18 protein-coding genes are annotated in these 25,901 nt (G+C 68.7%); 10 read left to right on the top strand and 8 right to left on the bottom strand.

Annotated elements, in window-relative coordinates:
* Nucleotides 1-29: 29 nt before the first annotated feature.
* The 5 genes from glmM to ACLML9_RS15830 all read right to left on the bottom strand — a co-directional run bounded on the left by glmM (nt 30) and on the right by ACLML9_RS15830 (nt 7,284).
* The gene (gene glmM / locus ACLML9_RS15810) at nt 30-1,415 is read right to left on the bottom strand and encodes a phosphoglucosamine mutase (RefSeq protein WP_411946246.1); all 1,386 of its coding nucleotides are present in this window, start codon (nt 1,413-1,415) and stop codon (nt 30-32) included.
* A 195-nt stretch (nt 1,416-1,610) separates the two neighbouring features.
* Nucleotides 1,611-2,126, bottom strand: a complete 516-nt coding sequence (gene rpsI, locus ACLML9_RS15815) for a 30S ribosomal protein S9 (RefSeq protein WP_411946247.1) — start codon at nt 2,124-2,126, stop codon at nt 1,611-1,613.
* On the bottom strand, nt 2,123-2,566 hold the full coding sequence (gene rplM, locus ACLML9_RS15820) for a 50S ribosomal protein L13 (protein WP_411946248.1): 444 nt from the start codon (nt 2,564-2,566) through the stop codon (nt 2,123-2,125). The genes rpsI and rplM overlap by 4 nt, the downstream gene beginning before the upstream one ends.
* Nucleotides 2,567-2,717: 151 nt before the next feature.
* On the bottom strand, nt 2,718-4,586 hold the full coding sequence (locus ACLML9_RS15825; RefSeq protein ID WP_411946262.1) for a hypothetical protein: 1,869 nt from the start codon (nt 4,584-4,586) through the stop codon (nt 2,718-2,720).
* A 91-nt stretch (nt 4,587-4,677) separates the two neighbouring features.
* The gene (locus tag ACLML9_RS15830; RefSeq protein ID WP_411946249.1) at nt 4,678-7,284 is read right to left on the bottom strand and encodes an FHA domain-containing protein; all 2,607 of its coding nucleotides are present in this window, start codon (nt 7,282-7,284) and stop codon (nt 4,678-4,680) included.
* 113 nt (nt 7,285-7,397) lie between these two features.
* On the opposite strand from ACLML9_RS15830, the gene ACLML9_RS15835 reads away from it, so the two are divergent.
* Nucleotides 7,398-8,831 carry a metallopeptidase gene (locus ACLML9_RS15835; protein WP_411946250.1) on the top strand — a complete coding sequence of 478 codons (1,434 nt, stop codon included), beginning with the start codon at nt 7,398-7,400 and terminating at the stop codon, nt 8,829-8,831.
* A 19-nt stretch (nt 8,832-8,850) separates the two neighbouring features.
* On the opposite strand, the gene ACLML9_RS15840 is transcribed toward ACLML9_RS15835, so the two are convergent.
* Nucleotides 8,851-10,404, bottom strand: coding sequence for an FHA domain-containing protein (locus ACLML9_RS15840; protein ID WP_411946251.1), 1,554 nt, complete (start codon nt 10,402-10,404; stop codon nt 8,851-8,853).
* 144 nt (nt 10,405-10,548) lie between these two features.
* Here ACLML9_RS15840 and ACLML9_RS15845 point away from each other — a divergent pair, with 144 nt between their 5' ends.
* The 9 genes from ACLML9_RS15845 to ACLML9_RS15885 all read left to right on the top strand — a co-directional run bounded on the left by ACLML9_RS15845 (nt 10,549) and on the right by ACLML9_RS15885 (nt 21,160).
* Entirely contained in the window at nt 10,549-11,757 is a 1,209-nt protein-coding gene (locus ACLML9_RS15845; RefSeq protein WP_411946252.1) for a hypothetical protein, read from the top strand.
* A 300-nt stretch (nt 11,758-12,057) separates the two neighbouring features.
* Nucleotides 12,058-13,218, top strand: a complete 1,161-nt coding sequence (locus ACLML9_RS15850) for a TauD/TfdA family dioxygenase (protein ID WP_411946253.1) — start codon at nt 12,058-12,060, stop codon at nt 13,216-13,218.
* Nucleotides 13,190-14,200 carry an ornithine cyclodeaminase family protein gene (locus ACLML9_RS15855; protein ID WP_411946254.1) on the top strand — a complete coding sequence of 337 codons (1,011 nt, stop codon included), beginning with the start codon at nt 13,190-13,192 and terminating at the stop codon, nt 14,198-14,200. The genes ACLML9_RS15850 and ACLML9_RS15855 overlap by 29 nt, the downstream gene beginning before the upstream one ends.
* Complete coding sequence (locus ACLML9_RS15860; protein WP_411946255.1) at nt 14,191-15,573, top strand: alanine racemase; 1,383 nt, start codon at nt 14,191-14,193, stop codon at nt 15,571-15,573. The genes ACLML9_RS15855 and ACLML9_RS15860 overlap by 10 nt, the downstream gene beginning before the upstream one ends.
* A 57-nt stretch (nt 15,574-15,630) precedes the next feature.
* Nucleotides 15,631-16,767, top strand: coding sequence for a PLP-dependent cysteine synthase family protein (locus ACLML9_RS15865; protein WP_411946256.1), 1,137 nt, complete (start codon nt 15,631-15,633; stop codon nt 16,765-16,767).
* Nucleotides 16,767-18,185 carry an MATE family efflux transporter gene (locus tag ACLML9_RS15870; protein WP_411946263.1) on the top strand — a complete coding sequence of 473 codons (1,419 nt, stop codon included), beginning with the start codon at nt 16,767-16,769 and terminating at the stop codon, nt 18,183-18,185. Before ACLML9_RS15865 ends, ACLML9_RS15870 begins: the two co-directional genes overlap by 1 nt.
* Nucleotides 18,186-18,358: 173 nt before the next feature.
* Nucleotides 18,359-19,675, top strand: a complete 1,317-nt coding sequence (locus ACLML9_RS15875; RefSeq protein WP_411946257.1) for a cytochrome P450 — start codon at nt 18,359-18,361, stop codon at nt 19,673-19,675.
* A 201-nt stretch (nt 19,676-19,876) separates the two neighbouring features.
* A complete protein-coding gene (locus ACLML9_RS15880) occupies nt 19,877-20,359 on the top strand; it encodes a hypothetical protein (RefSeq protein WP_411946258.1) in 483 nt (160 codons plus the stop codon).
* 225 nt (nt 20,360-20,584) lie between these two features.
* On the top strand, nt 20,585-21,160 hold the full coding sequence (locus ACLML9_RS15885) for a TerD family protein (RefSeq protein WP_411946259.1): 576 nt from the start codon (nt 20,585-20,587) through the stop codon (nt 21,158-21,160).
* Here ACLML9_RS15885 and ACLML9_RS15890 read toward each other — a convergent pair.
* Together ACLML9_RS15890 and mfd are read right to left on the bottom strand one after the other, a co-directional pair.
* Complete coding sequence (locus tag ACLML9_RS15890) at nt 21,157-21,936, bottom strand: MazG family protein (RefSeq protein ID WP_411946260.1); 780 nt, start codon at nt 21,934-21,936, stop codon at nt 21,157-21,159. The genes ACLML9_RS15885 and ACLML9_RS15890 overlap by 4 nt on opposite strands.
* On the bottom strand, nt 21,933-25,547 hold the full coding sequence (gene mfd, locus ACLML9_RS15895; protein WP_411946261.1) for a transcription-repair coupling factor: 3,615 nt from the start codon (nt 25,545-25,547) through the stop codon (nt 21,933-21,935). The genes ACLML9_RS15890 and mfd overlap by 4 nt, the downstream gene beginning before the upstream one ends.
* Nucleotides 25,548-25,901 lie beyond the last annotated feature (354 nt).

Raw genomic sequence — 25,901 nt, forward strand, 5'->3', positions numbered from 1 at the left:
CAGGGATCCACCCTGAGCCGCGGACCGGTTCAGACCGCCGCGACCAATTTCGCGAGATCCTCGGCGAGTTGCTCGGCCCGCTCGTGATCCTCGGCTTCCACCATCACCCGGACCAGCTGTTCGGTTCCGCTGGGACGCAGCAGGATCCGCCCGGTATCTCCGAGCTGCCCCTCGGCGGCACGGACGGCCTCGAGGACCCCGGGATCGGCGGTGACCGCGACCTTGTCCGTGACCGGGACGTTCACCAGTACCTGCGGGACCTTCTGGATCACACTCGCGAGTTCGGCCAGGGGCGCGCCGGTGCGCCCCATCCGCGCCATCAACTGCAGGCCGGTGAGGATGCCGTCACCGGTGGTGCCGTGGCGCGGGAAGACCACATGGCCGGATTGTTCCCCACCGAGGGTGTAACCGCCACCGCGGAGTTCCTCGAGGACGTAACGGTCACCGACACCGGTGGTGCGGACGGTGATCCCGGCCGCACGCATCGCCAGATGCAGCCCCAGATTGCTCATCACGGTGGCGACCAGGGTGTTCCCGGCCAGAGTTCCGGCGTCTCGCATACCGATGGCCAGGATCGCCATGATGGCGTCACCGTCCACCACCTCGCCCGCGGCGTCCACCGCCAGGCAGCGGTCGGCATCGCCGTCGTGGGCCAGGCCCAGGTCGGCCCCGTGTTCCCGGACCGCGTGCTGCACCTGTTCGAGATGGGTCGACCCACAACCGGCATTGATATTGAGCCCGTCCGGGTCCGCGTTGATCGCGATGACCCGGGCACCGGCCTCCCGGTAGGCCGCCGGACCGACCTCCGATGCGGCGCCGTGCGCGCAGTCCACCACGACGGTCAGTCCACTCAGGTCCTGGCCGGTGGCCTCCACCAGATGCTCGATATAGCGCTCGTGGGTCCCGCCCACACTGAACTGGTCGGGCAGGCCCGTACCGGGTTGCCGCGCCCCGTCGGCGCCGAGTACCCGGCCGATCGCCGCGCCCGTGGGGCGGTCCGTCCCACCGGAGGCCACCCGGGCCTCGATACGTTCCTCGACGGCGTCCTCGAGCTTGTGCCCGCCCGCCGCGAAGATCTTGATTCCATTGTCCGGCATGGGATTGTGCGAGGCCGAGATCATCACACCCAGGCTCGCGTCGTACAGAGCGGTCAGATAGGCGACGGCCGGGGTCGGCAGCACACCCACCGGTAACACATCCATTCCCGCGGCGGTCAGGCCCGCGGTCACCGCGGCCTCCAGCATCTCCCCGCTGGCGCGTGGGTCCCGCCCGACCACCGCGACCTTGCGGTGACCCGTGTGCAGGTCCACACCCAGGACCTGCGCCGCCGCCCCGGCAACCCGTAACGCCAACTCCGGGCTCAACGCATCGTTGGCGAGCCCGCGCACGCCGTCGGTGCCGAACAGATGTCCCATATCTTGCCCCTCGTCAGTGAGTCCACAGCGCGCGACGACGCCTGCCGAAACTGCCCTCGGAACGGCCGGCCGACGAACACCGCGGGAGATATAGCACGAGAGCAGGCGACCGGACTCCGGCCGGTCGCCTGCTCTCGGAACCGACACCGGCTCGCCCACCCGCACACGGCGGGTGGACAGCCGGCATCGGCGATATCAGCGCTTCGAGTACTGCGGCGCTTTACGGGCCTTCTTGAGGCCGTACTTCTTGCGCTCGGTGGCACGCGGGTCACGGGTGAGGAACCCGGCGCGCTTGAGCGCGGGACGGTCGTCCGCGTTGACCACGGTCAGCGCCCGGGCGATGGCCAGGCGCAGCGCGCCGGCCTGACCCGAGGGGCCGCCGCCGTGCAGGCGGGCGTGCACATCGAAGGATTCGACACGCTCGACGGTCACCAGCGGCGACTTCACCAGCTGCTGGTGGACCTTGTTCGGGAAGTAGTCCTCGATCGAGCGGCCGTTGAGCACGAAGTTGCCGGTACCCGGCACCAGGCGCACGCGGACCACGGCCTCTTTACGGCGGCCGACGGTCTGCACCGGGCGGTCCAGCGGGGCCGCGTACTCCTCGACGAACTCGGCGTCGTCGTCGTAGACCTCGCCCTCGTCCAGGACCTCGGCGGCGGCGTCTTCGACGACCGCTTCGTCGTATTCGGTGAATTCCTCGGGAGCGGTCACTGTGCCACCTGCTTGATCTCGAACGGAACGGGCTGCTGAGCGGCGTGCGGATGGGTCGGGCCCGCGTACACCTTCAGCTTGCCGGCGATCGCGTTGCCGAGTTTGTTCTTGGGGATCATGCCCTTGACGGCCTTCTCCACCAGGCGGTCGGGGCGCGTATCCAGCACCTGGCCGACAGTGCGGGACTTCAGGCCGCCGGGATGCCCGGAGTGGTGGTGGATGAGCTTGTTCTGCCGCTTGTTGCCGCTGATGGCGACCTTGTCGGCGTTGATGATGACGACGAAATCGCCACCATCCATATGCGGTGCGTAGGTCGGCTTGTGCTTACCGCGCAGCAGATTCGCTGCCTGCACGGCAAGACGGCCGAGCACTACGTCAGTGGCGTCTATGACGTACCACTGCCGGGTCACGTCACCCGCCTTCGGGCTGTACGTAGGCACAGTGCTTCCCTGTCTGTCGTCGATGCTGCCGGCCCAGTGCGTGGTCGAGGGGTTCCCGGCGGCCGGTTGAGACCCGGGCCTCGGCGTTCCACACACCAGCCGGTCACGATACCAGCCAAGTGCCGTCACCCGGAAACCGCCCGGACGCTGCTCAGATATCGATCGGTGGGCCCGGATCGGCGATCCCCGGCAGACCGGGCACCAGATAGCGCAGGGTGTCGATACCCGGTTCCGCGCATTCGGCCGGGCCCCTTTCCGCGGCCGCTCCGGGATCCGGCGCCGCCTGGCGCGCGGAATCCCCGGGCGCGGGGGCCGTGGGAACGCGGGCGTAGAGCGGGTGACCGCCGGAATCATCCGCGTCCTCGGCCCCGGTGGCGGACCGGCCGCGCGGTTCGATCGTGACCCGCGGCATCGGCACACATCCGGCCGTCGCGGTCGACACCGCGGCGCCGGGTGCCGCCGGGGCGTTGATCACCGGCCCGGTTCCGGCATGGGCCTGCGCGGTGCCCGCCCCGTCCGCGCCCCACACCGTGGCGGCGAGCGCGGCCACGCCGATGACGGCGTGGGCGCCGAACAGATTGTCCTTCATCTTGTTCCAGAGTTTGCCCTTGCCCCGGTCGCCCTCCGGCCCCGAACCGGGCGGGGGATCACCGGCGGGACCGGGCCGGGCGGGCGGGGGTACCGCGGATTGCGCACCGGTTGCCGGATCCGGTGGCCGGGTGAACCGGCTGGCCGGCCCCGAGATCGGTGGCGGCAACTCCCCGCGGTCGACCTTTACCGTGGCGTCCTGGTCCGGCTGCGGCACGCTGTACGGCGAGGGGCCGGGCCACCCCGGCGGCGGTGCCGCCGGGCCACCCGTCATCGGACCCGGTCCCGGACCGCCGGCCCCGGGCTGCTCGGGACCGGGAGGCGGAGGATTCGGCTCGGGCCGGGCCGGCAGTGGCCCCGCCTGCGGGCCGGGCGCCGACAGATTCGGACCCGGCGGGTGCGGACCCGGTGCGGGTTGGTACGCGCCGGGCGGCGGGTTCTGTGCCGGAACGGGCCCGTTCGGGACGGCTCCGACCGGCGGCCGGCCGGGAACCGCATAGTTCGCGGCGGACTCCGGCGGCGGCGCCGTATTCGGCCCGGGCTGCGGGTAGGGCGCCGGCTCCTCCTCCTCGTCGTCCTCGTTCTCGCTGATCAACAGGTGTGTGGCACCGAGAACGAGCGCGTGCATGGGATGTTCGGCCTTCTTCAGGCGCTGCCCCAGATGGTTGCGGAAGGCGAACCGCAGGGTCTCGTTGAACACCACCTGCCCGGCGAGCAGGACCGTCGAATTGTCGGCGCCGATGGAGCGGGCCGCGGCCATCACTTCGATCACGGTGTCGTCGGCGGCGCGGGGGTTGCGGGTCGATTCGGGGTCGATCGGCACGTACACCGATTCGGTGGGCCGCTCCTCGTCCCCGTGTACCGCGACCACCAGCATATTCGCCCGGCCGTCCACCACCTGCCCGTCGAAATGGACCGCGGTGGCCCCCACCCCGTCGGGCAGGGCGGGATCGGGTGGCCGGACCAGTCCGAGCGCGCGGACATAGCCCGACAGCGCGATCGATTCCGGGATCGGCTCGACCTCGACGTCGAGTTGCTCGACCAGCTGGGCGTAGGCGTCGATCTTCGCGTCCGGCCAGTCGTCGGGATACGGCAGCGCGACCACATCGGGTTTACCCCGCAGATAGGTCCCCACCGCGGCCAGCGGATTGTAGAGACGGGCCCGGAACACCAGCTCGGCGGGCCAGGTCGCCCCGGCTATGACGATCTGCGAATGCCCGAGGATGTCGCGGACATCGGGGATCGCCATCCCCAGATCGGGCCGCTGCCGGTCCGCGCCGGCGGTGTAGAGCCGGCCGGAGGCGTCGGCCAGCAGATAGGCGGGGGGGTTGTAGCTTCCCTCGACCTGTACGGGGCGGATGGGCACGCCGGATCCGCCCGCGGCCACGGACACCACATCCCACCCGAGATGTACCGCCCCAACTCGCACCATCACAGGCATCAGTGTGCCTGGTGTGCGGTCGACGCGCTCGCCGCCCCCACCCACCAGCGGCGGCGGTAGTGGATCGGCCCGTTCACCTGTCTCATCTCGCGGACTTCTTCAGCCGCAGCCGGGTCCAGGTGAGCAGCGCGAGCACCACTGTGATGACCACCACCAGGCCGATATCCAGGAACCATGCGCTCCGCGTATGTTCCCAGAAGGCGTCCTGTTGCGATTGGACGAACAGTGAGCGAATATCCACCGTCGATGCCGCGGCGGCGTAGCCCCAGCGCGAGGGGAACAGCCACGAGATCTGTTCCAGCACCACCCGGTCGGTCACCGGGATGAGGCCACCGGCCATCACCAGCAGGCCCATGATCGCCACCACCAGCAGCGGCATCACCTGTTCGCTCGATTTCGCCAGACTCGACAGCAGCAGCCCGAACACCACACACGCGATCGCCGTGAGGGCGATATCTATATAGAGTTCGGCGCCACCGATGGCCAGCGCCGAACCCTCCTCCGGCCGCTTCTTGCCCAGCAGCACGAAACCGATCATCACACCCGACTGCAGCAGCGCGGCCACACTGAAGACCACGATCTTCGCGGTCAGGTAGGCCCCCGACCGCAATCCGACCGCGCGCTCGCGCAGGAAGATGGTCCGCTCCCCGACGAGATCGCGCACGGTGAGCGTGGATCCCATGAAGCAGGCGCCCAGAATCAGCACCACCAGCAACTGCTGCGGTTCGGAACTGCCGGCGCGAACGAAGTTCCCGTCGTCGGTCTGGGTGAGCGGCGGCGGCGAGAACCCGTACTGTCCCGGCACCACCAGCGACAACCCACCGAGCACGAACGGCAACAGCACCAGGAACGCGAGGTAGCCGCGGTCGGCCAGGATCAGCCGCAACTGCCGCCGCGCCAGCGTGGAGAACTGTTTCCAGGCACCGGACTGCGGGGGCGAACCGCCACCGCCCTGCCGTGCCGCGGGCGGTGGCGGGGGCGGTAGCGCCGCCTGGCGGGATCGGTAGTGCGCGAACGCGGCATCCGGATTGGCCGCCACATCGGCGAAGATCTTGGCCCAATCGCTGGTTCCGAGCGCGGCTTCGACACCGGCCGGGTTTCCGGCGTAGGCGGTTTTACCGCCGGGCGCCAGCAGCACCACCTGATCGCACATGTCCAGGCAGGCCACGGAGTGGGTGACCACGATCACCACGCGGCCGGCATCGGCCAGTTCGCGCAGCATCATCATGACCTGGCGGTCCAATGCGGGATCCAGGCCGGAGGTCGGTTCGTCCAGGATCAGCAGGGAGGGCCCGGTGAGCAGCTCCAATGCCACCGAGGCCCGTTTGCGCTGACCACCGGAGAGCCGGTCGACCCGGGTGTCGGCGTGTTCGGTGAGCGAGAGTTCGCGCAGCACACCGTCGATCACCTCCCGGCGATCGGCTGTGGAGGAGTCGGGCGGCAGTCGCAGTTCCGCGGCGAAACCGAGGGCCTGCCGGACGGTGAGCTGCCGGTGCAGTACATCGTCCTGGGGCACCATGCCGATACGGGAGCGCAGCGCCTCGTATTCCGCGTGCAGATCACGGCCCTCGAAGGTCACGGCACCGCCGGAGGGTTGCGTGCTACCCGCGATCAACCGCGACAGCGTCGACTTACCCGCCCCGGAGGGACCGATCAGCGCGGTCAGCGTGCCGCGCGCGGCCTGCATGTTCACATCGACGAGCAGTTGTTTGTTCCCCTCGACGGTGAACCCGACCCCGTGCACGGCCAGGCCCTGTTCGGCGACGGGGCGCTGCCGGTGCACCAGCGTGCCCTGCTGGACCTCGAAGTCGATATTGCCGATGGTGATGATGTCGCGTTCGCGCAGCACCGTGTGCTGCTGCCGAACACCGTTGACGAATGTTCCGTTGGCCGAACCGAGGTCCTCGAGGGCGAGACCTTCGGACCCGGCGATCAGGCGCGCGTGTTTCCGGGAGGCCAGTGGATCGTTGACGACGATCTGGTTGTCCGGGGTCCGCCCGATCGCCAGACCCCCCGGCGGGATCCGGTCGGCGCGGGCGATGGGCCCCTCGATGTTGCGGTGGCGGACCGGTGGGACGGCGGCCACGCTCGCCTTGGCGGTCATGTTCACATTGGCGGGCTGGGGCGGGACGACAGGCGGCTGGGCCGCGGTGGCGATCTGCGGCGGCCGGGGCGGCTGTCCACCGTGCGGCGGCCACTGCTGCGGTGCCGGACGCTGCGCGGGCAACGGCTGGCCGGGGGTCGGACCGCGCTGGCCGTGTGGTCCGACCTGCGGCTGTGGACCGGACTGCGGCCGCGGCGGCGGTGGTGGTGCCGGACGCTGCGGCGGGACGGGACGCGCCGGCGACGACGGCCGCGCCGGCTGCTGCTGAGGGACGCCGGAGGGAACGAGCCAGAGGAGTGGGCCGCTGATGGCGTCACCGAGCCGGACCTGGGTGGGCCGGTCGATCGGGACGGGCCCGCCGACCCGGCGAGCATCGACGAACACCCCGTTGGTACTTCCGTTGTCGGTGAGTACCCAGGCTCCCGACTGCCAGGCCAATATCGCGTGGACCCGTGATACCAGCGGACTGTCGACGAACAGCGTCACCTCGGGCGCACGGCCCAGAGTGATCTGCTGATTCGAGTCGAAGACTCGTTCAGTTCCATCATGGCGCACCGTGATGGTGCGCACCCCCGGTGCAGACATGCAGCGGATACTATTCCATTACCCGGGCATCGGAGGTGCCCCCGAGCGGGGGCGAACTCCCCGCTCCGGAGGCAACGAGCAGCACCCGCACCGGCCGAAATGGGGGAGGATCCATGCCGAAACTCACGACCGCCGCTGCCGTCGTCTCGGCACTGTGCGCACTGTTGCTGGTCACCGGATGTACCCGTTTCGTGGACGGCCGGGCGGTATCGATCTACGACAATCCCTTCCAGGTCGCCGGCCTGCCGACCACCAGCGGTCCCAGCGGTCCCCGGGAGAACCCGCCGGCCTCGGACCTCGTCGCCGAGCACGGCGACGGCGGCGAGGTCGATACCCTCGCGCTGAACGCGGTCACCGATGTCCAGGCGTACTGGGAGCAGCATTACGACGCCGAGTTCGAGGGTGAGTTCGAACCGGTCGACAAATTGATCTCCTGGAGTGCCCGGGAGTCGCGGCGCGAATCGGTGGAGTTCTGTTCCGAATCGACCTATCGGATGGTGAATGCCGCGTACTGCCGGCTGGACAACTCCATCGGCTGGGACCGGGCGCTGCTGCTGCCCACCATGACCGAGACGTTCGGGAAGATGTCGGTGGTGATGGTGATCGCCCACGAATACGGGCACGCCATCCAGAACAACGCGAACATCGTCGACCGCGACGATCCGGTGATCGTCAAAGAACAGCAGGCCGACTGTTTCGCCGGGGCGTACATGCGCTGGGTGGCCGAGGGGGAATCGGACTACTTCACCATCAACACCTCCGACGGACTGAACTCGGTCCTCGCCGCCACGGTGGCGATCCGCGATTCGGACCCCGACGATCCCGAGAGCGTGCACGGCTCGGCCTTCGAACGGGTTTCGGCGGTACAGATCGGTTTCACCGACGGCGCCAAGGGGTGCAAGGGGATCGATATGGACGAGATCGACCAGCGCCGGGGTGATCTGCCCCAGAGTTTCGAGGGCACATCCGGGGAGTTCGAGATCACCGAGCGGAGCCTGGTGGAACTGAGCAAGGCCCTGTCGGTGATCCTGCCGATCCCGCAGGAGCCGACCTACCGCTACGACGGGGCCGACATCGAATGCAGCGACGGCGTTTCCACCGAACCCGTCACCTATTGCCCGGCCAGTAATACGATCGCCACCAATATCGGCGGACTCGCCGAGCGCGGGGCCGCCACCGATCATTCGGAGGTCCCGCTGCCGGTGAAGGTCACCGGCGACTACAACGGCTACGTGGTGTTCATCTCCCGCTACACCTTGTCGGTGCAGCAGAGCCGGGACCAGGACCTGGTGGGGGCGAAAACGGGATTGCGGGCGGCCTGTCTGTCCGGGGTGGCCACCGGGAAGCTGGCGGAATCCGGGCGGGCCGAGGGCGATATCACGCTGGCCGCCGGTGATCTGGACGAGGCGGTCTCGGGCCTGCTGACCGACGGCCTGGCCGCCAGCGATGTCGAGGGTAAAACGGTGCCGAGCGGATTTTCCCGCGTGGATGCCTTCCGTGCCGGAGTGCTCGGCGGCGAGAACACCTGCAGCGCCAGGTACGAATAACGCGGCGACGAACCCCGCGTCACAGACCGAAGGGGGGCGGCGCGGCGGATTCGTACCGCAGCATCCGGTGGCCGATCAGGATCTCGGTGCCCGGCACCAGCACCACGGGCTGATGCGGCGGAATACGGACCCAGTCCCGGAAGCCCGTGGCCCGGGTGCGGGTGCCGTTGGTGGATCCCCGGTCGACCAGCGTCACGTCCCAGTTCACCAGGCGGAGCTCCGCGTGCGCGCGGGACATCCCGCCGGAATTGTCGACCACCTGTAGCGGGGTGAGCCCGCGGCGCGCGGGTTCGGAATGTTCCGGATCGCGGCCCAGCACGGAGTCGCTTTCCAGTAGATGGGTCGCACCGTCGTCGAGGACCAGGATGCCCAGCGGCGGACGCACCACTTCGATCAGCGGCTGGGTCTGGTCCACGGGCATACCGCAGACGCTGCAGAAGGCCGCCCGGGGATCGGTGGGATGAGCGCGCGCGCATTTGAACCCCATGACCTTCACGGTGAGCGCGGTGCCCTTCGCGGTGGCCTCGGTCCGGCGCCGTAGTTCCGGGTCCAGCGGGGGTGTCCCGCGCTCGGGCGGACCGGGCAGCGCGTCGGGTGACGCGTAGGGCCGGTGCCGACGCGGGGTGGGATGTGCGGGTGTCCGGCGCGGCCCATCCGGCTCCGGCTGCCGGGAGTCCGCCGTCTCGTCGGGCCCGGGGCCGGCCGCCGGACCGCCGCGCGGCGGCTGCCGCCCGCTGATCTCGGTCTGTGCCCGATGCGGATCGGTGGCCGGGACCGCGGTCCGCGGTCCGCCGGTGGTTTCCGGGTCCCCCGGGGCACCGCGGAACCTACTCCCCCGCTCGGACAGTTCGACCGTGTCCAGCAGTGGCGTCGATACAGCGGTGGCCACAGCGTCGGGGTCCAGCGGCGTCGCGGGCGCGGGCCGTGCCGTGCCGCCGGTCACCGCGGTTTCCGCGGCCGGCTCGGGTGTCGTCCGGCTTCCGGTCTCCGTCACCCGGGAACCGGTCGTCCCGCCGGGGTCGGCGGGCGGCGTCCAGGCGATCACCCCGCCGGCCTCGGCAAGGCCCTCCACCAGCCGCCCGATACCTCGGGTGGCCGGCAGTACGGGCCGGAAATCCTCATCCGGGTCGCCGGCGGTGTCGTCGACGAACAGCGCGACCGCGCGGTCCGGTATCGCTGCCGCCCGGTCGACGGTGAAGACCGCGTCGCGGCCGTGGTAGTACTCGCTGTGCGCCCCGTCGAGGACGGCGGTGACGGCACCGTGCAGGAATATCGCCACCCGGTCCGGGCCCGCGGCGGAGAGTATGCCGAAATCGATGGCGGTCCCCGGGCTGGTCCGGTCCGCCCGGGCCATGAGCCATCTGGTCGCCTCCCGGGCGATCAGTGCGCCCGGGCCGTCGGGCCGGCGCACGGCGGCCTCGTGCACCAGTTCGGCCAGTTCGACAAGGGCCCGCACCGCCGGGGCGTGCTCGGTGGGCCGGCCCGCACCGCGATGGGCCACCAGCACCACCGCCCCCGCGACCCGGGCCGCCGCATGCGCTCCGGCGACGACTTCGACCTGCTGATCCCGCACGAGGATCAGCTTCCGTCGGAGTCGCGCTGCGGTTGGCCTGCCACCGGTCCAGGGTATGGCACGGCGTGCGACGCCCCTCCCCGAGATCGTTGTATGTCGGGTAACTTCGACACCGCAGTTTCGATCGGAACGAGGGGCCAGCCCATGGTTCGGATATCGCGTGCCAGCACCGTCACCGCGGTCGTCGCTCTGGTAGCGGCCGCACTGTCCGGATGCGGTGCCCTGGCGGGGACGCCGGTCCCGGGCGAGATCGACGTGCGCACCCTGGCGGTCGGCGACTTCCCGGTCGACAAGTTCAGCTACCCCGCCGCCACGGGCGACCACGGGCCCATGCTGGAGGGTATCCGCATGTCGGAGGCGGTTGTCACCAGCAGTCAGGTCGATCCCTCCCTGAAATACGGCCGCGGTTCGAAGGTGCTGCCCGATACCGACGCCGCGACCGATTTCCTGGCCAATGTGTCCGCACCGGTGCTGAAGAATCGCCGGATGGTGGTCGGGTACGCGGCCAGCGGGGCCGATCGCGACGACCCGGAGGGCCAGACCCACCCGGAGGCCGACGCCACCGCGATCACAGTGGTGGCTCTGCGTTTTCCCGATACCTCGGCGGCGGCCAAGGCGGCCAAGGAGCTGGAGGACGCCGATATCGGGGTCTCTCCGGACAACCGGCGGCTGAAGTCGGAGAAGCACCCCGACGCGCTGGTGCACTGGCGGCCCGGTATCGCCAATGTGGGCGCTTTCCTGGCCCACGACGAGTTCGTGATCTCGCTGTTCGTGCAGCGGCCGAAGGCCGATAGCAAGGATCTGGTGTCCTGGGTGGACAAAACCCTCACCGCGCAGCTCGCCCAGCTCGGCCGGTTCAGTCCCACTCCCCTCGCCGATATCCCCGATCTCCGGGTGGACCCGGAGGACCTACTCGCGCGGGTGGTGGTCGCCGACCGCTCGGGTCAGGTACCCGATCCCGACAAGTTCGCCGTCTACGGCCGCAACTATCTGATCAACTCGGCCGACGATCAGCCCGCCCGCGCCCGGCTGCTCGACGAGTCCGGATTCGAGGCCACCGCCTTTGCCGACGGCAGTTCGGTGGCCCGGGTCCGCGATCCGGCGGGTGCGCCGATCCTGGTGGACGGTTTCGTCGAATCGACGGGTGCGGCCTACGACGCCCATCCCGCCCCGGCCGATATTCCGGGCGCGAAATGCCTGCAGCTCAACAGTTCCGGTGATCCGCAGCATCAGTACCGGTTCCGCTGCTTCGTGCCGTACAAGCGGTATGTGGGCGTGGTGTCCAGCGACAGCGAGAGCGAGATCGAGCAGAAGACCGCGGCCCAGTACGCCCTGCTCGCGAACAGTCTCTGACCCCGGTCGGCCGGTCGGCGGACCGGCCGAATTCGTTGCGGCACGGTCACTCTCGTTCCCCGGCGCGGCGCGCCGATTTTGCCGCAAGGGCAGGCTAGCCTTACCGTGTTCTGCGTCTCATCGTGACGCGAGCGATCGGCACCCGCACACCCGTCCACCTGCACTTCGAGCATGCGATATGCAGAAGCTATCACACGCCATAGTTAGGCAACCCTTGCCACGGGTGCGCGAACGCACTAACTTCGCATCGACTCGTCACCACCGGTACTCCGAACAACGCTTCCGAGAAGGGAAATTTTGGTGAAAGGCGTTCTCTCCGAACGTAAGACGCTTCACCCTCCTAGCATCGAAGATATCGAGCACCGTGAGTTACCCGAGACCGCCGGACAGGCGGTGCGCGAACTGGCCGCTGAGATCGCGTTCACACTGGACCCCGCGCCGGGAGCTGCCGCGCGCACCCTCGCCGACTCCGACCTGATCGACCTGATCACCGCACGCGCCGGCGAACTCCCCACGGCAGTCCGCACCGCGATGCGCCCGCCCGCCACCACGGCCGGCGCGTGTGTGCTGCGCCGGTTGCCCCTGTACGACGACGAAATCGGCCCCACCCCACCGGATTGGCAGAGCGCGACCGCGTGGACTACCGAGCCCGAGCGCCCCGGCTGCTCATTCGAGCTGGATATCGCCATGCTGTTACTGGCCGCGGCGGCCGGGGAACCGTTCGGCTGGGCCGGTCAACAGGACGGCCGGCTGGTCAACAACATCGTGCCGGCGGCCGGGCACGAGTTCGAGCAGTCCGGGGCCAGCAGCACCATCCTGCTCAGCCCGCACACCGAGGACGCCTTCCACCCGCTGCGCGCGAATCTGCTGCTGCTGGGTTGCCTGCGCAATCCGGACCGCGTCGGCACCACCGTCTCGTCGGTGCGCAGGGTGGACCTCACGGCCGCGGAACAGGACGCGCTGCGCACCCCCACTCTGCCGATCCTGCCGGATGTCTCCTACGGCTCAGATTTCGACCGCGAAACCGCCGTACCGGTGCCCACACTCTGGTGCGAACCCGGAGACGAAGACAGGCCCGAGGCCCTCACGATGCGATTCGACCCCGCCTACACCCCCCTCGACGACGCCGGCCCGCACTACCGTGCGGCTTACCAGCGGCTGGAAAACGAACTCGAACGAGTATGCGTGCTGGCCTGTCTCGAACCCGGTGAACTGCTCCTGGTCGACAACGATGTCGCAGTTCACGGCCGGGTTCCGTTCACCGCGCGCTACGACGGCACCGACCGCTGGCTCAAACGAGTGAACATCCGGCTACCCGAACGCCCGCGCCGCGCAGCCGAATCCGAGGAGAATGGATACGGTCAGCGAATCATCGCGCCCTTCGCGCCGCTACCGGCGCCACGGGTGCGGGCAGAGCGGAACGGTGCAGTAGATGATCGAGGATCCGTTGAGCACACGTGACCGGCCGACCCCCCTGCGCGTCCTGAGCCGCGGCGATCTCGCCGATGTGCCGGTGGCCCCGGCCGAGGTGGTCCGCGCGGTGGAAGAGGCGTATATCGCACTGGCCGCGGGGGATTCCGATAATCCACGCAAGCTCAGCGTGGCCGATCCGGACGGCTGGTCGGTCGCCTACGCGATGCTGGGCCGGGACGGGCGGCGCCGGGTGGTCGCCATGAAGACGTCCTACAAGTTCGACCCCGGGCACGATCGCACCACCAAGCGCTACTACACCACCATCACGCTGTACGACGACACCACCGGCGCGCCCATCGCCATGATGGACTGCGCGCGGGTCGGCGCGCTGCGGACCCCGGCGGTATCGGCGCTGCTGGTGCGCGAGACGGTGCACCGTGACGCCGATACCGTGCTGCTCGTCGGCACCGGCACCCAGGGCCGCAACGCGCTACCGCATCTGCTGGCCGCCAACCCGCAGTTGCGCAAACTGATGCTGTACGGCACCCATCCCGAGGGCATCGAGGCGGTGCACCGGCAGCTCGCCGAATACGCCCCGCACGCACTGCTGGAGAATGTCGACGATCCCTACGCCGCGGCGCGGAACGCGGATGTGGTGCTGGCGACCGCCGGGCCGGGGACCGAGGTGGCCATCGAATCCGAGCACCTCAAACCGGGTTCGGTGGTGGTGCTGGTGGGTTACGGACTGGCCCCCTCCACGCTGCACGCCGCCGACCGGGTGATCGCCACCAGCGCCGAGCAGATGGCGGTGACCGGCACCGATATGGCCGACGACCACGGCGAACTGCGCCGGGTGGATGCGGAGCTGCCGCAGATACTGAGCCGGCGCGCCGTCGCCCGGCAGCGGGCGGACCAGAAGATCTTCGTCTACAACAGCGGTCTGGTGCTCACCGATATCGCGGTGGCCCACGCCCTGGCCGGACGGGCCATCGCCGAGGGCCGCGGCACGGAGGTCTCGCTATGGGATTGACCGGAGCCGATGTCCCCACCGGAGCCGGATCGGGATCATCGGGCCGGTACGCGGGCACCGTGGCGGCACCGGTCCCCGCCCATCGCGATCCATGGGAGCAGCGGGTCCTCGCCGATCCGCAGCTCCTGGGCGATATCGCTTTCGCGGTGGGCGGCCCCTTCCATCTGATGTACCCCGCCCGGGTGGTCGACAATATCCGGGGCTTCCAGCGAGTGTTCACCGAGTCCGGGGTCACCGGCGCGGTGTACTACGGCAAGAAGGCCAACAAGGCGGCCTGTGTGGCACGGGCCTGCGCCACCGCCGGGGCCGGTATCGATGTATCCAGTACCGGCGAACTCACCGCCGCACTCGGACAGGGCATCCGCGGCGCGGACCTGCTGGTCACCGGGCCCGAGAAGACCGACGATCTGCACTGGCTGGCCGCCCGGCACGGATGCCTGGTCGCCGTGGACAGTATCGGCGAGCTGAAACGCCTGGCCGCCCTGGACCTCCCGGTCCGGGTACTGCTGCGGGCGTTGCCCGCGGCCTCGGCAAGCCGGTTCGGTATGTCGGCCGAGGAACTCGATCACGCCGTCTCCGAATCGGCCGATTATCCGTCGATCACCGTGCAGGGGTTCAGTTTCCATCTCTCCGGTTACGACCCGATCCCCCGCGCCGAAATGGCCGGGCAATTGCTCGACCGGTGTCGCGCCGCACGGTCGCTGGGCCATCCGGCCACCACCGTGTCCATCGGTGGCGGGTTCGGTGTCGATTACGTTCCCGCCGCCGACTGGGGGGAGTTCCGGGAACACGTGACCCGGCGCTGGTTCCATTCCGGAAAAGCGTTCGAGTCGTACTATCCGTATTCCTTTCCCGAACCCGGCCCCGCCATGCTCACCGCGATTCTCGGACGCGACGATCTCGTCGGCCGCTTGCGGCGCACGGAGACGAACCTGGCGGTCGAACCGGGCCGGGCCCTGCTGGACCGGGCGGGCAGCACGGTGTTCCGGGTGCAGGGCGGCAAGACCCGCCACGAACACGGGCAGCCCTACCGGATCCTGACCGTGGACGGTACGAGCCTGAGCCTTTCCGAACAATGGTTCGACAGCGAATACCTTCCCGACCCGGTGCTCTGGCCGGACGGCCCCGGGACCCCGACCGCCACGGTCGTCGGCGCCGCCACCTGTCTCGAATCGGACATGCTGAGCTGGCGCCGGATCCCGCTACCCCGCGCGGCCGAGGCCGGCGATCTGCTGATCTATCCGAATACCGCCGGATATCAGATGGATTCCAACGAATCGCCCTTTCACGAATTGCCTCTTCCGCCCAAGGTGGTGCTCTCCGAAGCGCCGGGCGGCCGGTATCGCTGGGCTCTCGATCAATCCCGTCACTGAGACCGTCGGCCCCCGGTCTCTTCGCATTACCCGTTATCGACGCCCAGGAGATCCGCCATGTCCCTCGTCACCCGTGTCACGGACCTGATCGGCCGCACCCCGCTCTTCGAATTGGCCGCCACCGGGTCCGGTACCCGATTACTCCTCAAGCTGGAACAGTTCAATCCGACCGGCGCCGCCAAGATCCGGATGGCGCGGGAAATGGTTCTCGACGCGGAGCGTCGGGGTCTGCTGCGCGAGGGCGGACATATCATCGAATCCACATCCGGAAATACCGGGCTCGGTCTCGCCGTGGTCGCCGCCGAACGCGGCTATCGTTTCACCGCGGTGGTCGACCATCACGCGAGTAAGGACAAATTACGGGCGATGCGGGCAATGGGCGCGGACCTGGTTTTCGTCGCCGGCGACGGCGACGACAATCTGGCGACCTCGGCGCGTGAGGATTACGCGGCCGCGCTGGCGGCCGGGCAGCCCGACGCGTTCTTCACCGAACAGCACAACAACGACGCAAATGCCGTGGGCTATTACGCGGTGGCCGAGGAATTACTGGCCGAGGTGGACCGGGTCGATATCCTGCTGTCCGCGGTCGGCACCGGTGGTTCCCTGTTCGGGACCGCGACGCGGCTGCGGCAGCTGGGGTGTGTCCCGCGGGTGATCGGCGTGGAACCGGTCGGCTCGATCGCTTTCGGCGGACCGGGCGGGCCGTACTGGCAGTCGGGCACCGGCACCCCGCCCGGTGCCACCATCGGTACGGCCGTGGACTACGACCTGCTCGACGAGGGCGTGAAGGTGACCGACCGGGCCGCGTTCGCCACCTGCCGCGCGGTATCGCGGCAGCTGGGCCTGATGCTCGGCGGTTCGGCGGGCGGTTCGGTCCATGCCGCGCTCACCCGGCTCGAGGAGTTCCCGGCCGGGTCCACCGTGGTCACCATCGTCTGCGACGGCGGCGAGAAGTATCTCGACACCGTCTTCGACGACGACTGGATGGCCGCCCGCGAATTGCTCGATATCGAGACCGAACGCGAAGTCCATGTCATGCTGACGCGCTACGCCCCCGCGAGCCGCGGCAATCATCCGGTGGGGGCGGCCGTTTTGAACGACGCCGCGGCCGGGAATACCCACGCAGTCCGAGTCGGCCGACCGGACGAACACGAACATACGGAGGAATCGGACACCATGGTGCGGGCCCGGTGATCAGCACACCCCTCTCGCGAATTCGTCCCGACGGCCGGCGCCTGGCCGCCCCGGCCGGTCTGGCCGCCTTGGCCGCCCCGATCGCGCTCACCCAGCTGGCGCAGGTCGCCGTATCCACCACCAATATCGCCCTGATGGGCAGTCTCGGTGTGCGCGCGGTCGCCGCCGGTGGTCTGGCGCTGGTGCTGTTCAACCAGATCCGCACCATGTGCGTCGGACTGATCACCGGTAGCGGAAACCAGATCGCCGCCGCAGTGGGCGCCGCCGGCAAACGCGGCGACGATCCCGACCCCGAGATCCGCGATGTGGTGCGGTCGAGTTTTCTGATCGCCACCGTCGCGGGCCTGCTCGGCGGCGCGGTACTCATCGGGCTGGGCTGGTCGCTGCAATGGCTCGGCCAGGACGCCGGAGTGCTGGCCGAGGCCCGGCCGTTGATGGTGGCGCTGGCTCCCGGCCTGCTGCCCTGCCTGTGGTTCCAGGTGCTGCGCCAGTACACCGTGGGAATGCGGAGGCCGCAGGCGCTGCTGGCGGTGACTCTCGGTTCCATCGCGGTCAACCTCGTGCTTGCCCTGGCGCTGATCCACGGCTGGGCCGGATTGCCCGCGCTCGGGTCGACCGGTGTCGGGGTGGCCACTTCGCTGGTTTTCCTGCTCATGTTCGCTGTGTTCTGGACGATGGTGCGCCGCGATCCCGAACTCGGCGCCACTCTGCCGATCCGGCCGTGGCCGGTGCGGATGACGACCGTACGCGGCGAACTGCGGCTGGGCACGCCCATCGCCCTCACCTACGGGTCGGAAGCCGGGATGTTCTCGGTACTCGCGCTGGTCATGGGGGCGCTGGGCCCCGCGGCGCTGGCCGCCCACAATGTCGTGTACCAGGTGATCTACATCGTGTTCCAGATCGCCATCGGCATCTCGCACGGCGCGTCGGTCCTGGTCAGCCACAGTGTCGCCAGAGACGAGACCGCGGACGCCCGGGGCCTGGCCCGGCTGGCGCTGCAGTTCGCCGGAGTGGTCACGCTGGTCACCGGGCTCGCCTACTTCTTCGTCCCCGACCTGGTGCTGCGCCTGTTCCTCGATCCCACCGATTACGCGACCGTGGAGGTAGCGCGGTCGCTGCTGCTGATCGGTATCGTGCTGCAGTTCTTCGACGCGGCCCAGAACATCGGCACCGGCCTGCTGCGCGGGTTGCAGGCCACCAACGCGGGTTTCCGGCTGTCGGTGGTCGGCTACTGGATCGTCGGACTGCCGACGGCGCTCGTGCTGGCCTATCCGGCGGGTCTGGGTGCGGCCGGGGTCTGGTGGGGGCTGACCGCGGGCCTGGCCGCCACCGCCGCCCTCATGCTGCGCAAGTACTTCAGCCTGCTGGACGAACAGGACGCAGTGCTCACGCCCCGCCAACGGGCGGCCGTGAGTTAGGTCCGAATTCGCGGCCACGTACGGCTCGGGTTGCGCGCCTTCGACGGCGGGTAACCCGCTGCGGTAGCGCACTTCCGGCCATATTTGCCGAACGATGACCAGTATCCACGCTATCCGTTCTAATTATTGAGGTGACCTCCACTTCCGCCACTGTCACCGGGCTTCCCCCGGTGGTGACAGGCCGCCTCCGCAACACCAGGCGCTTCGTCACCGATCCGATAACGTTCCTCTCCGATTCCATGGTTCAGCACGGCAACGTATTTCAGTTCCAGCTGGTCAACGGGAGCATGGTCGGGATCACCCATCCGCACCACATCAAGTACATCTTGCAGGAACGCATGGCGAACTTCAGCCGCGAGACCCAGATGTACGACCTCATCGAACCATTCCTAGGGCGTGGAATAGCGACCATTGCCGACCACAATCAGTGGCGACGCAACCGGCGCCTCGCCCAGCCCGCCTTTCACCACAAGAAGATCGAGGCGCTCAGCGAGGTCATGGTGGCCGAGATCGACTCCATGTGTGAGAGATGGGCCGAACGTGCGCGAGCCGGCCGGACGATCAACGTCGGCGAGGAGATGAGCCATCTCACCTTGCGGATCGTGGTACGGGCGCTGTTCGGATTGGATCCCCTAGGTCCGGAAGTCACCGGCTTTTCCACCGCGACGCAGCGGTTGAATGCCGAATTGGGAAAGTTCGTGCGGATGCCGTTGCTCCCCTTGAAGTTTCCGACGCCGAGCCACCGCCGCTTCTGGCGGGCGATCGACGATATGGATGCCATCGTCTACACAGTGATCAACAAGTTGCGCGGTACCGACAGCAGCGGCTTGCTGGCCATGCTCATGGCCGCCACGGACGTTGATACCGGCGAGAATTTCAACGACAGGGAGCTGCGCGACGAGGTCGTCACCATGCTCTTCGCCGGTCACGAGACCAGCTCCTCGGCCCTGACATCCGCCATTCTGCAGCTGCAATTGCATCCAGAGGTGCGTCAGCGGCTGCGTGACGACGTCGACTCCGCACTGCCCGGCAGGCACGCCACCCTGACCGACCTGCCCGCGCTGCCCTACAGCAAGCAGGTGATGGAGGAGGTGTTGCGACTCAAACCGCCGGCATGGATGGGACAACGTCGCGCCGGCGAGGACGACGAGATCGGGGGCTACCGCATCCCGGCGGGCACTACGGTGCTGTTCAGCTATTACCACGCACATCGGAACCCCGAGTGTTGGAACCAGCCGGACACCTTCGACCCGGATCGGTTCACCGCCGACGCGGTCGCCGCCCGTGACCGGAACGTATACCTGCCCTTCGGCGCCGGCGGACACATGTGTATCGGCAACGCGTTCGCGATGATGGAGATGCAGCTCGCACTCTCGACCATTATGCGCCGGTTCGAGCTGACCATCGAAAACCCGGACCCCACCCCGGTTTCCGCACTGACCCTCAACACCAAGTTACCGGTCATCGCGACGCTGACCGAACGAGGATAGCATTGCCAGCAGTCTTCTTTTTACAGTAACTCACCTGGCGACCTCGCTTAATTCACCAGGTGATACACCGTTGCTCGCACCCGTGGGCACGATGCGGTGGCTCATCTGCCCGGGTTGTCGGTGCGCCGTACCGCCGACCTCTAGACTGGTGCGTGGTACGGCACACCCCCGCCGTACCACGTCGATCCAGGAGGGGACGTTATGGCAGCCGGAATCAGCCCTGCGGAAAATCCCGCAACCGACCATCCCGAGCTGGATGCGCTGCCGGAATGGCCGCAGGAGACTATCGCGGTTCTGGTCACCACCGATCCCGCGCCGCATGCCATCCCGGTGTCGTGGCCGGTCCGCGCCGGCGACCGGCGAATCCTGCTGAGTCTCAAATTCGATCGCGGCTCACTGGCCCGGCTGCGGGAGCGGCCGCAGGTGGCGCTGCTCATCCTGGGCGGCGGGAATGTGGCGCTGTGCGCCCGGGGCGCGGCCAAGGTCATCGCCGAGGAGATGCCCGGCGCCGACGACTATGTGGCGGTGCGCCTCGATGTGGATGTGATCGACGATCACCGGCAGTCGGCTTTCGCGGTCGCGCAGGGGATCCAGCGCACGGTGCTCGACGACAGCGAACTGCGCGCCCTGGAACACCGGGTGTCGACGCTGAAGTCCTGGGCGGAGAACGAAGAGAAGATCTGAGCCGGACCGCCCGGCTCACCACCTCGGGTGTTTCCGGCGCTTCACTCGGTGCGGTGCGGTACGACACCCGATCGCCGGATTACTCCGGCGCCGCAACATCCCTCGCGTCCGGGGCGCTCCCCATCGGGTGACCCGGCGCGGTCGTCGTCGGGCGCGACGGCGCCGATGGTTCCGGGCGCTCGGCGCCGTGATCATCAGGCGCCCAGGCGCCGCGGGAAGGAGAACATGAGCGTCAACCTGGCCAAAGGCGGCAATGTCTCGCTGTCCAAACAGGCCCCCAACCTGACCAAGATCGCCGTCGGACTCGGCTGGGACGTGCGCACCACCGTGGGCGCCGACTACGACCTGGATGCCAGCGCCCTGGCCACCGGACCGAATCTGAAGGTTCTCTCCGACCAGCATTTCGTCTTCTACAACAACCTCCGGTCCCCGGAGGGCACCATCGAGCACACCGGCGACAATCTCACCGGCGAGGGCGACGGGGACGACGAGGTGATCAATGTCGATCTGGCCAATACGCCGGAGACGATCACCAATATCTTCTTCCCGGTCTCCATCCACGATGCCGATCAGCGCGGCCAGTCCTTCGGCCAGATCCGCAACGCCTATATCCGGGTAGTCGATCTCAACACCGGCGCCGAACTCGCCCGCTACGACCTCTCCGAGGACGCCTCCTCCGAAACCGCCATGGTATTCGGCGAACTCTATCGCCGGCAGGGCGAATGGAAGTTTCGCGCGATCGGTCAGGGCTACGCCTCGGGTCTGGCCGGTATCGCGCGCGACTACGGAGTGAACGTCTAGGGACCTGTATCGCAGTGGGTGGCCCGGTCGCGCCGGACACCGGCCGGCCAGTGCTCGAGCCAGTCGTCGGCAGACAACGGAAGGCGGACGCCCCGGCGGATTTCGGCAGCGTCCTCGGCCTGCCGAATCGCGGTAGCGAAGGCGAGGGCGGCCTTGCGCAATCGCTCTTCGGCGCTCTCCGGACCGCCCAGGTGGACGGTACGCAGATCGTCCGGGATCAGCTCCTCTGGGAGACCGGCCCGCACGCTGCGGGAACAGATCTTCTCCGCCAGCGCCAGCGCCGGTTGCGCCATGGCGATACCGTCCAGGCAGGAACGCCGCGTCTTCTCCGCGGATTTCTTTTCCTCCCAAGCCTTCTCCTGCGCCGCCACTTTCTCCTCGACCGTGACCGCCGCATCGAAACCGTATTCGTCGGGGCCCGCGGCCAGATGCGGGCTGCGGTTCACCAGTTTGGCGACCAGCGCGGCGGCCACGTCGTCGATGGCGAATTCCCCGGCCGCTTCGGCTATCCGCGAATGGAACAGCACCTGCAGCAGCAGATCCCCCAGTTCCTCCCGGATCGACTCGGCGTCCTCGTGCTGGATGGCGTCGAGTAGTTCGTAGGTCTCCTCCAGCAGATACGGCCGCAGCGAATCGTGGGTCTGAGTGACCTCCCAGCCACCGAACCGCCACAGCCGGTCCATCACCTCGACCGCTTCGGCCAATCCGGCGGCCACGACAGCGGTTTCCGATTCGAGCACACCCGGCTCGGGCCGGTCGGCACGCGCATCGCTCATCGCGCCGGACTCACCTCGGTCGCGACCGTGAGATCGACCGCTCCGGCGGCCTTGCCGTCGAGGGCGAGCAACAGATCGGCGAGATACTGCAGCAGCGCGACATCACGCAGCCGGTCGGCGCCGACACTGTCCTGCACCCGTGGCAGCGGCAGCTGCACCACCGAACTGGCCGCGCGGTAGTTCGCGCTCGGATAGATCCGTTTGAGCCGCATCTGTTTCGAATCGGGCAGCGCCAGCGGCGACACCTTCACCGTGGTCCCGGTGACCGCGATCTCGGTGACCCCGTACTCCCGCGCCAGCAGCCGCAGTTTCGCCACCGAGACGAGCCGGCCCACCTCCACCGGCAGCGGACCGTAGCGGTCGGTGAGTTCCTCCACCACCGCGGCCAGCGCCGGATCGTCGTGGGCGGCGGCGAGTTTGCGGTAGGCCTCCAGCCGGAGCCGGTCGCTGGCGATGTAGTCGGGCGGGATGTGCGCGTCCACCGGGAGGTCGATACGGACCTCTTTGGTCTCCTCGGTGGTGATCGGTTTGCCGTCCGCGGCCGCGCGGTAGGCCTCCACCGCCTCGCCGACGAGCCGTACGTAGAGGTCGAAACCCACACCGGCCACATGTCCGGACTGTTCGGCGCCCAGCACGTTACCGGCGCCGCGGATCTCCAGATCCTTCATCGCCACCGCCATACCGGCGCCGAGCTCGGAGTTCTGCGCGATGGTGGCGAGCCGGTCGTAGGCGGTTTCGGTGAGCGGTTTCTCCGCCGGATACAGGAAATAGGCGTACCCGCGTTCGCGGCTGCGCCCCACCCGGCCGCGCAACTGGTGCAGCTGGGAGAGGCCGAGCGCATCGGCCCGTTCCACGATCAGCGTATTGGCGTTGGAGATGTCCAGGCCGGTCTCGATGATCGTGGTGCACACCAGGACATCGAATTCGCGCTGCCAGAAACCCTGCACGGTGCGCTCGAGGGTGTCCTCGTTCATCTGCCCGTGCGCCACCACGACCCGGGCCTCCGGGACCAGATCCCGGATCCGCTCGGCCGCCTTCTCGATGGAGGACACCCGGTTGTGCACGTAGAACACCTGGCCGTCGCGCAGCAGCTCCCGCCGGATCGCGGCGGTGACCTGCTTGTCGTTGTAGCCGCCGACATAGGTGAGCACCGGATGCCGTTCCTCGGGCGGCGTCAGGATGGTCGACATCTCCCGGATACCGGCCAAGCTCATCTCCAGCGTGCGCGGGATCGGCGTCGCGGACATGGTCAGCACGTCCACATGGGTGCGCAGTGCCTTGATGTGCTCTTTGTGCTCCACCCCGAAACGTTGTTCCTCGTCCACGACCACCAGGCCGAGATTCTTCCAGCGCACACCGGTCTGCAGCAGCCGGTGGGTGCCGACGACGATATCGACCTCCCCTTCGGCCAGCCCCGCGAGCACCTCCCGCGATTCCGCCGGATCGGTGAACCGGGACAGACCCTTCACGGTCACCGGGAAACCCGCGAGCCGCTCGGAGAAGGTCTGCAGATGCTGCTGGGCCAGCAGGGTGGTCGGCACCAGGACCACCACCTGCTTCCCGTCCTGCACGGCCTTGAACGCGGCACGCACCGCGATCTCGGTCTTGCCGTAGCCGACGTCGCCGCAGACCACCCGGTCCATCGGCACGGCCTTCTCCATATCGGCCTTCACATCGGAGATGGCGGTGAGCTGATCGACGGTCTCGGTGAAGACGAACGCGTCCTCCATCTCCCGCTGCCACGGGGTGTCCGGGCCGAAGGCGTGGCCGGGCGCCGCCTGCCGGGCGGCATAGAGCTGCACCAGTTCACCGGCGATCTCCCGGACCGCCTTACGCGCCCTGCGCTTGGTGTTCGCCCAGTCCGCGCCGCCCAGCTTGGACAGGCTGGGCATCTCCCCGCCCACATACCGGGACAGCTGGTCCAGCGATTCCATCGGCACGTACAACCGGTCGCCGGGCTGACCACGTTTCCCGGGGGCGTATTCGATCACCAGATATTCGCGCCGCGCACCGCCGACCGTGCGCTCGATCATCTCCACGAACCGGCCGATGCCGTGCTGGTCGTGCACCACCATGTCCCCGGCGTTCAATGCCAGCGGATCGACCTGGTTGCGGCGTTTCGCGGGCAGCCGCTTGCCGTCGGCCGGCGCGGTGACGCGGTTACCCGTGAGATCGGATTCCGCGACCACCACGAGGCCGGCGTCCCCGAAGATCACCCCGTCGTGCAGCGACCCGCACAGCACCCCGACCACCCCGGACGCCGGTTCCGCACCGGCCTCCAGGTGCGCGGCGGGAACCTCGGCCTCGCCGAGGCGTTCCAGGGTGCGCTGGGCGGTACCGTGGCCGGCCAGCACCACCACCGCGCGACCGCCGGTCGTCACATGCGCGCGCAGCGACGCGAAAATGGTCGCCACCAGTTCGTCGGACCCCCGCGCGGTGGGAGCGGCCTGCACCGGCAACTCCACCTCCGCGGGATCCCCGGACGCCAGCGGGCTCAACGTCCACCAGGGCAGTTCCCGCGTATCGGCACTCGCCCGGATCTCGGAGAGCGGGCGATAGGCCGACGCCGCCAGATCCAGCCCGTGCGCGCCCAGCGGCGCGTCACCCCCGAAGGAGGCCGCGGTCCACGATGCCTCCAGGAACTCCTCACCGGTGCGCATGAGATCGGCCGCCCGGGTGCGCACCTTCTCCGGATCGCACACCAGCAGATGGGTGCGATCGGGCAACTGCTCGGTCAGCAAGCGCAGTTCACCGGGCTGCAGCACCGGCAGCAGCGCCTCCATACCCTCGACCGGAATACCCTCGGCCAGCTTCGCCAGCATCTCCACCAGCGCGGCATCCGCCGGGTTCGCCGCCGCCACCTCCGCGGCCCGCTCGCGGACCGCCGCGGTGAGCAACAGTTCCCGGCAGGGCGGCGCGACCACGACCTCCAGCGAGGTCTCCCCGAGCGAACGCTGATCGGCCACCGAGAACGGCCGCAATTCGGTGATCTCGTCGCCCCAGAACTCCACCCGGACCGGATGATCCGCGGTCGGCGGGAACAGATCCAGAATGCCGCCGCGCACCGCGAACTCGCCGCGTCTACCCACCATATCCACGCGCGTGTACGCGAATTCGACCAGCCGCGCGACCAATTCGTCGAAATCGGCTTCCCCGCCGATCCGCAGCACGATCGGTTCGATATCGCCCAGACCGCTCGCCATCGGCTGCATCAGCGACCGCACCGTGGTCACCACGACCCGCAATGGTTCCGGGAACACCGGATCCTCCGGACGCGCCAGCCGCCGCAACACCTCGAGCCGGCGCCCGACGGTATCGGCGCCCGGCGACAACCGCTCGTGCGGCAAGGTCTCCCAGGAGGGGAACTGCGCGACCGCCGACCCCAGCATCTCGCCCAGCTCCAGCGTCAGGTCATCGGCCTCCCGGCCGGTCGCGGTCACCACCACCACCGGCTGCTCGACGGCCATGGTCGCCGCGACGAACGACCGCGCCGCCGCCGGCGCCACCAGCTCCACCGGCGATCGCCCGAGCATCCCGGAAACGGTCCGCAACGCGGTATCGGCACCGGCCGCGGCGGCCAATCCCGCCAGTGGTGGACGTGGGGCAGACATGTTCTCTCCTGAACGCCGAACGAAAGAATTCCACCGGGCTCAGCGAGTCTATCGACGAGCGTCCAGCGGATTACCAGCGGTCCGGGGAGACAGCTCCGCCGATCTGCCGAGGTCAGACAATCAGCGGCCGCGAACGGCGGGAGGGGGTGTGCGTGTCGGTCTGCTCGCGGAAGACGAGGCGGGCCGATACGCGATGGCGAGCATGTGGGCTTGCTCGCGAAGGTGGGGATGTGGGCTTGCTCGCGAAGGTGGGATGTGAGCTTGCTCGCGAAGGTGGGATGTGAGCTTGCTCGCGAAGGTGGGATGTGAGCTTGCTCGCGAAGGTGGGATGTGAGCTTGCTCGCGAAGGTGGGA

This window comes from Nocardia sp. NPDC002869, from assembly GCF_046764065.1.
In the GTDB taxonomy this organism is placed as follows: Bacteria; Actinomycetota; Actinomycetes; order Mycobacteriales; family Mycobacteriaceae; genus Nocardia; species Nocardia rhamnosiphila.

Coding starts and splice junctions, on each gene's coding strand:
- glmM (WP_411946246.1), bottom strand. CDS start 1,415: ATGGGACATCTGTTCGGCACCGACGGCGTGCGCGGGCTCGCCAACGAT.
- ACLML9_RS15845 (WP_411946252.1), top strand. CDS start 10,549: ATGGTTCGGATATCGCGTGCCAGCACCGTCACCGCGGTCGTCGCTCTG.
- ACLML9_RS15855 (WP_411946254.1), top strand. CDS start 13,190: ATGATCGAGGATCCGTTGAGCACACGTGACCGGCCGACCCCCCTGCGC.
- ACLML9_RS15860 (WP_411946255.1), top strand. CDS start 14,191: ATGGGATTGACCGGAGCCGATGTCCCCACCGGAGCCGGATCGGGATCA.
- ACLML9_RS15835 (WP_411946250.1), top strand. CDS start 7,398: ATGCCGAAACTCACGACCGCCGCTGCCGTCGTCTCGGCACTGTGCGCA.
- ACLML9_RS15885 (WP_411946259.1), top strand. CDS start 20,585: ATGAGCGTCAACCTGGCCAAAGGCGGCAATGTCTCGCTGTCCAAACAG.
- ACLML9_RS15880 (WP_411946258.1), top strand. CDS start 19,877: ATGGCAGCCGGAATCAGCCCTGCGGAAAATCCCGCAACCGACCATCCC.
- ACLML9_RS15865 (WP_411946256.1), top strand. CDS start 15,631: ATGTCCCTCGTCACCCGTGTCACGGACCTGATCGGCCGCACCCCGCTC.
- ACLML9_RS15825 (WP_411946262.1), bottom strand. CDS start 4,586: ATGGTGCGAGTTGGGGCGGTACATCTCGGGTGGGATGTGGTGTCCGTG.
- ACLML9_RS15890 (WP_411946260.1), bottom strand. CDS start 21,936: ATGAGCGATGCGCGTGCCGACCGGCCCGAGCCGGGTGTGCTCGAATCG.
- mfd (WP_411946261.1), bottom strand. CDS start 25,547: ATGTCTGCCCCACGTCCACCACTGGCGGGATTGGCCGCCGCGGCCGGT.
- ACLML9_RS15830 (WP_411946249.1), bottom strand. CDS start 7,284: ATGTCTGCACCGGGGGTGCGCACCATCACGGTGCGCCATGATGGAACT.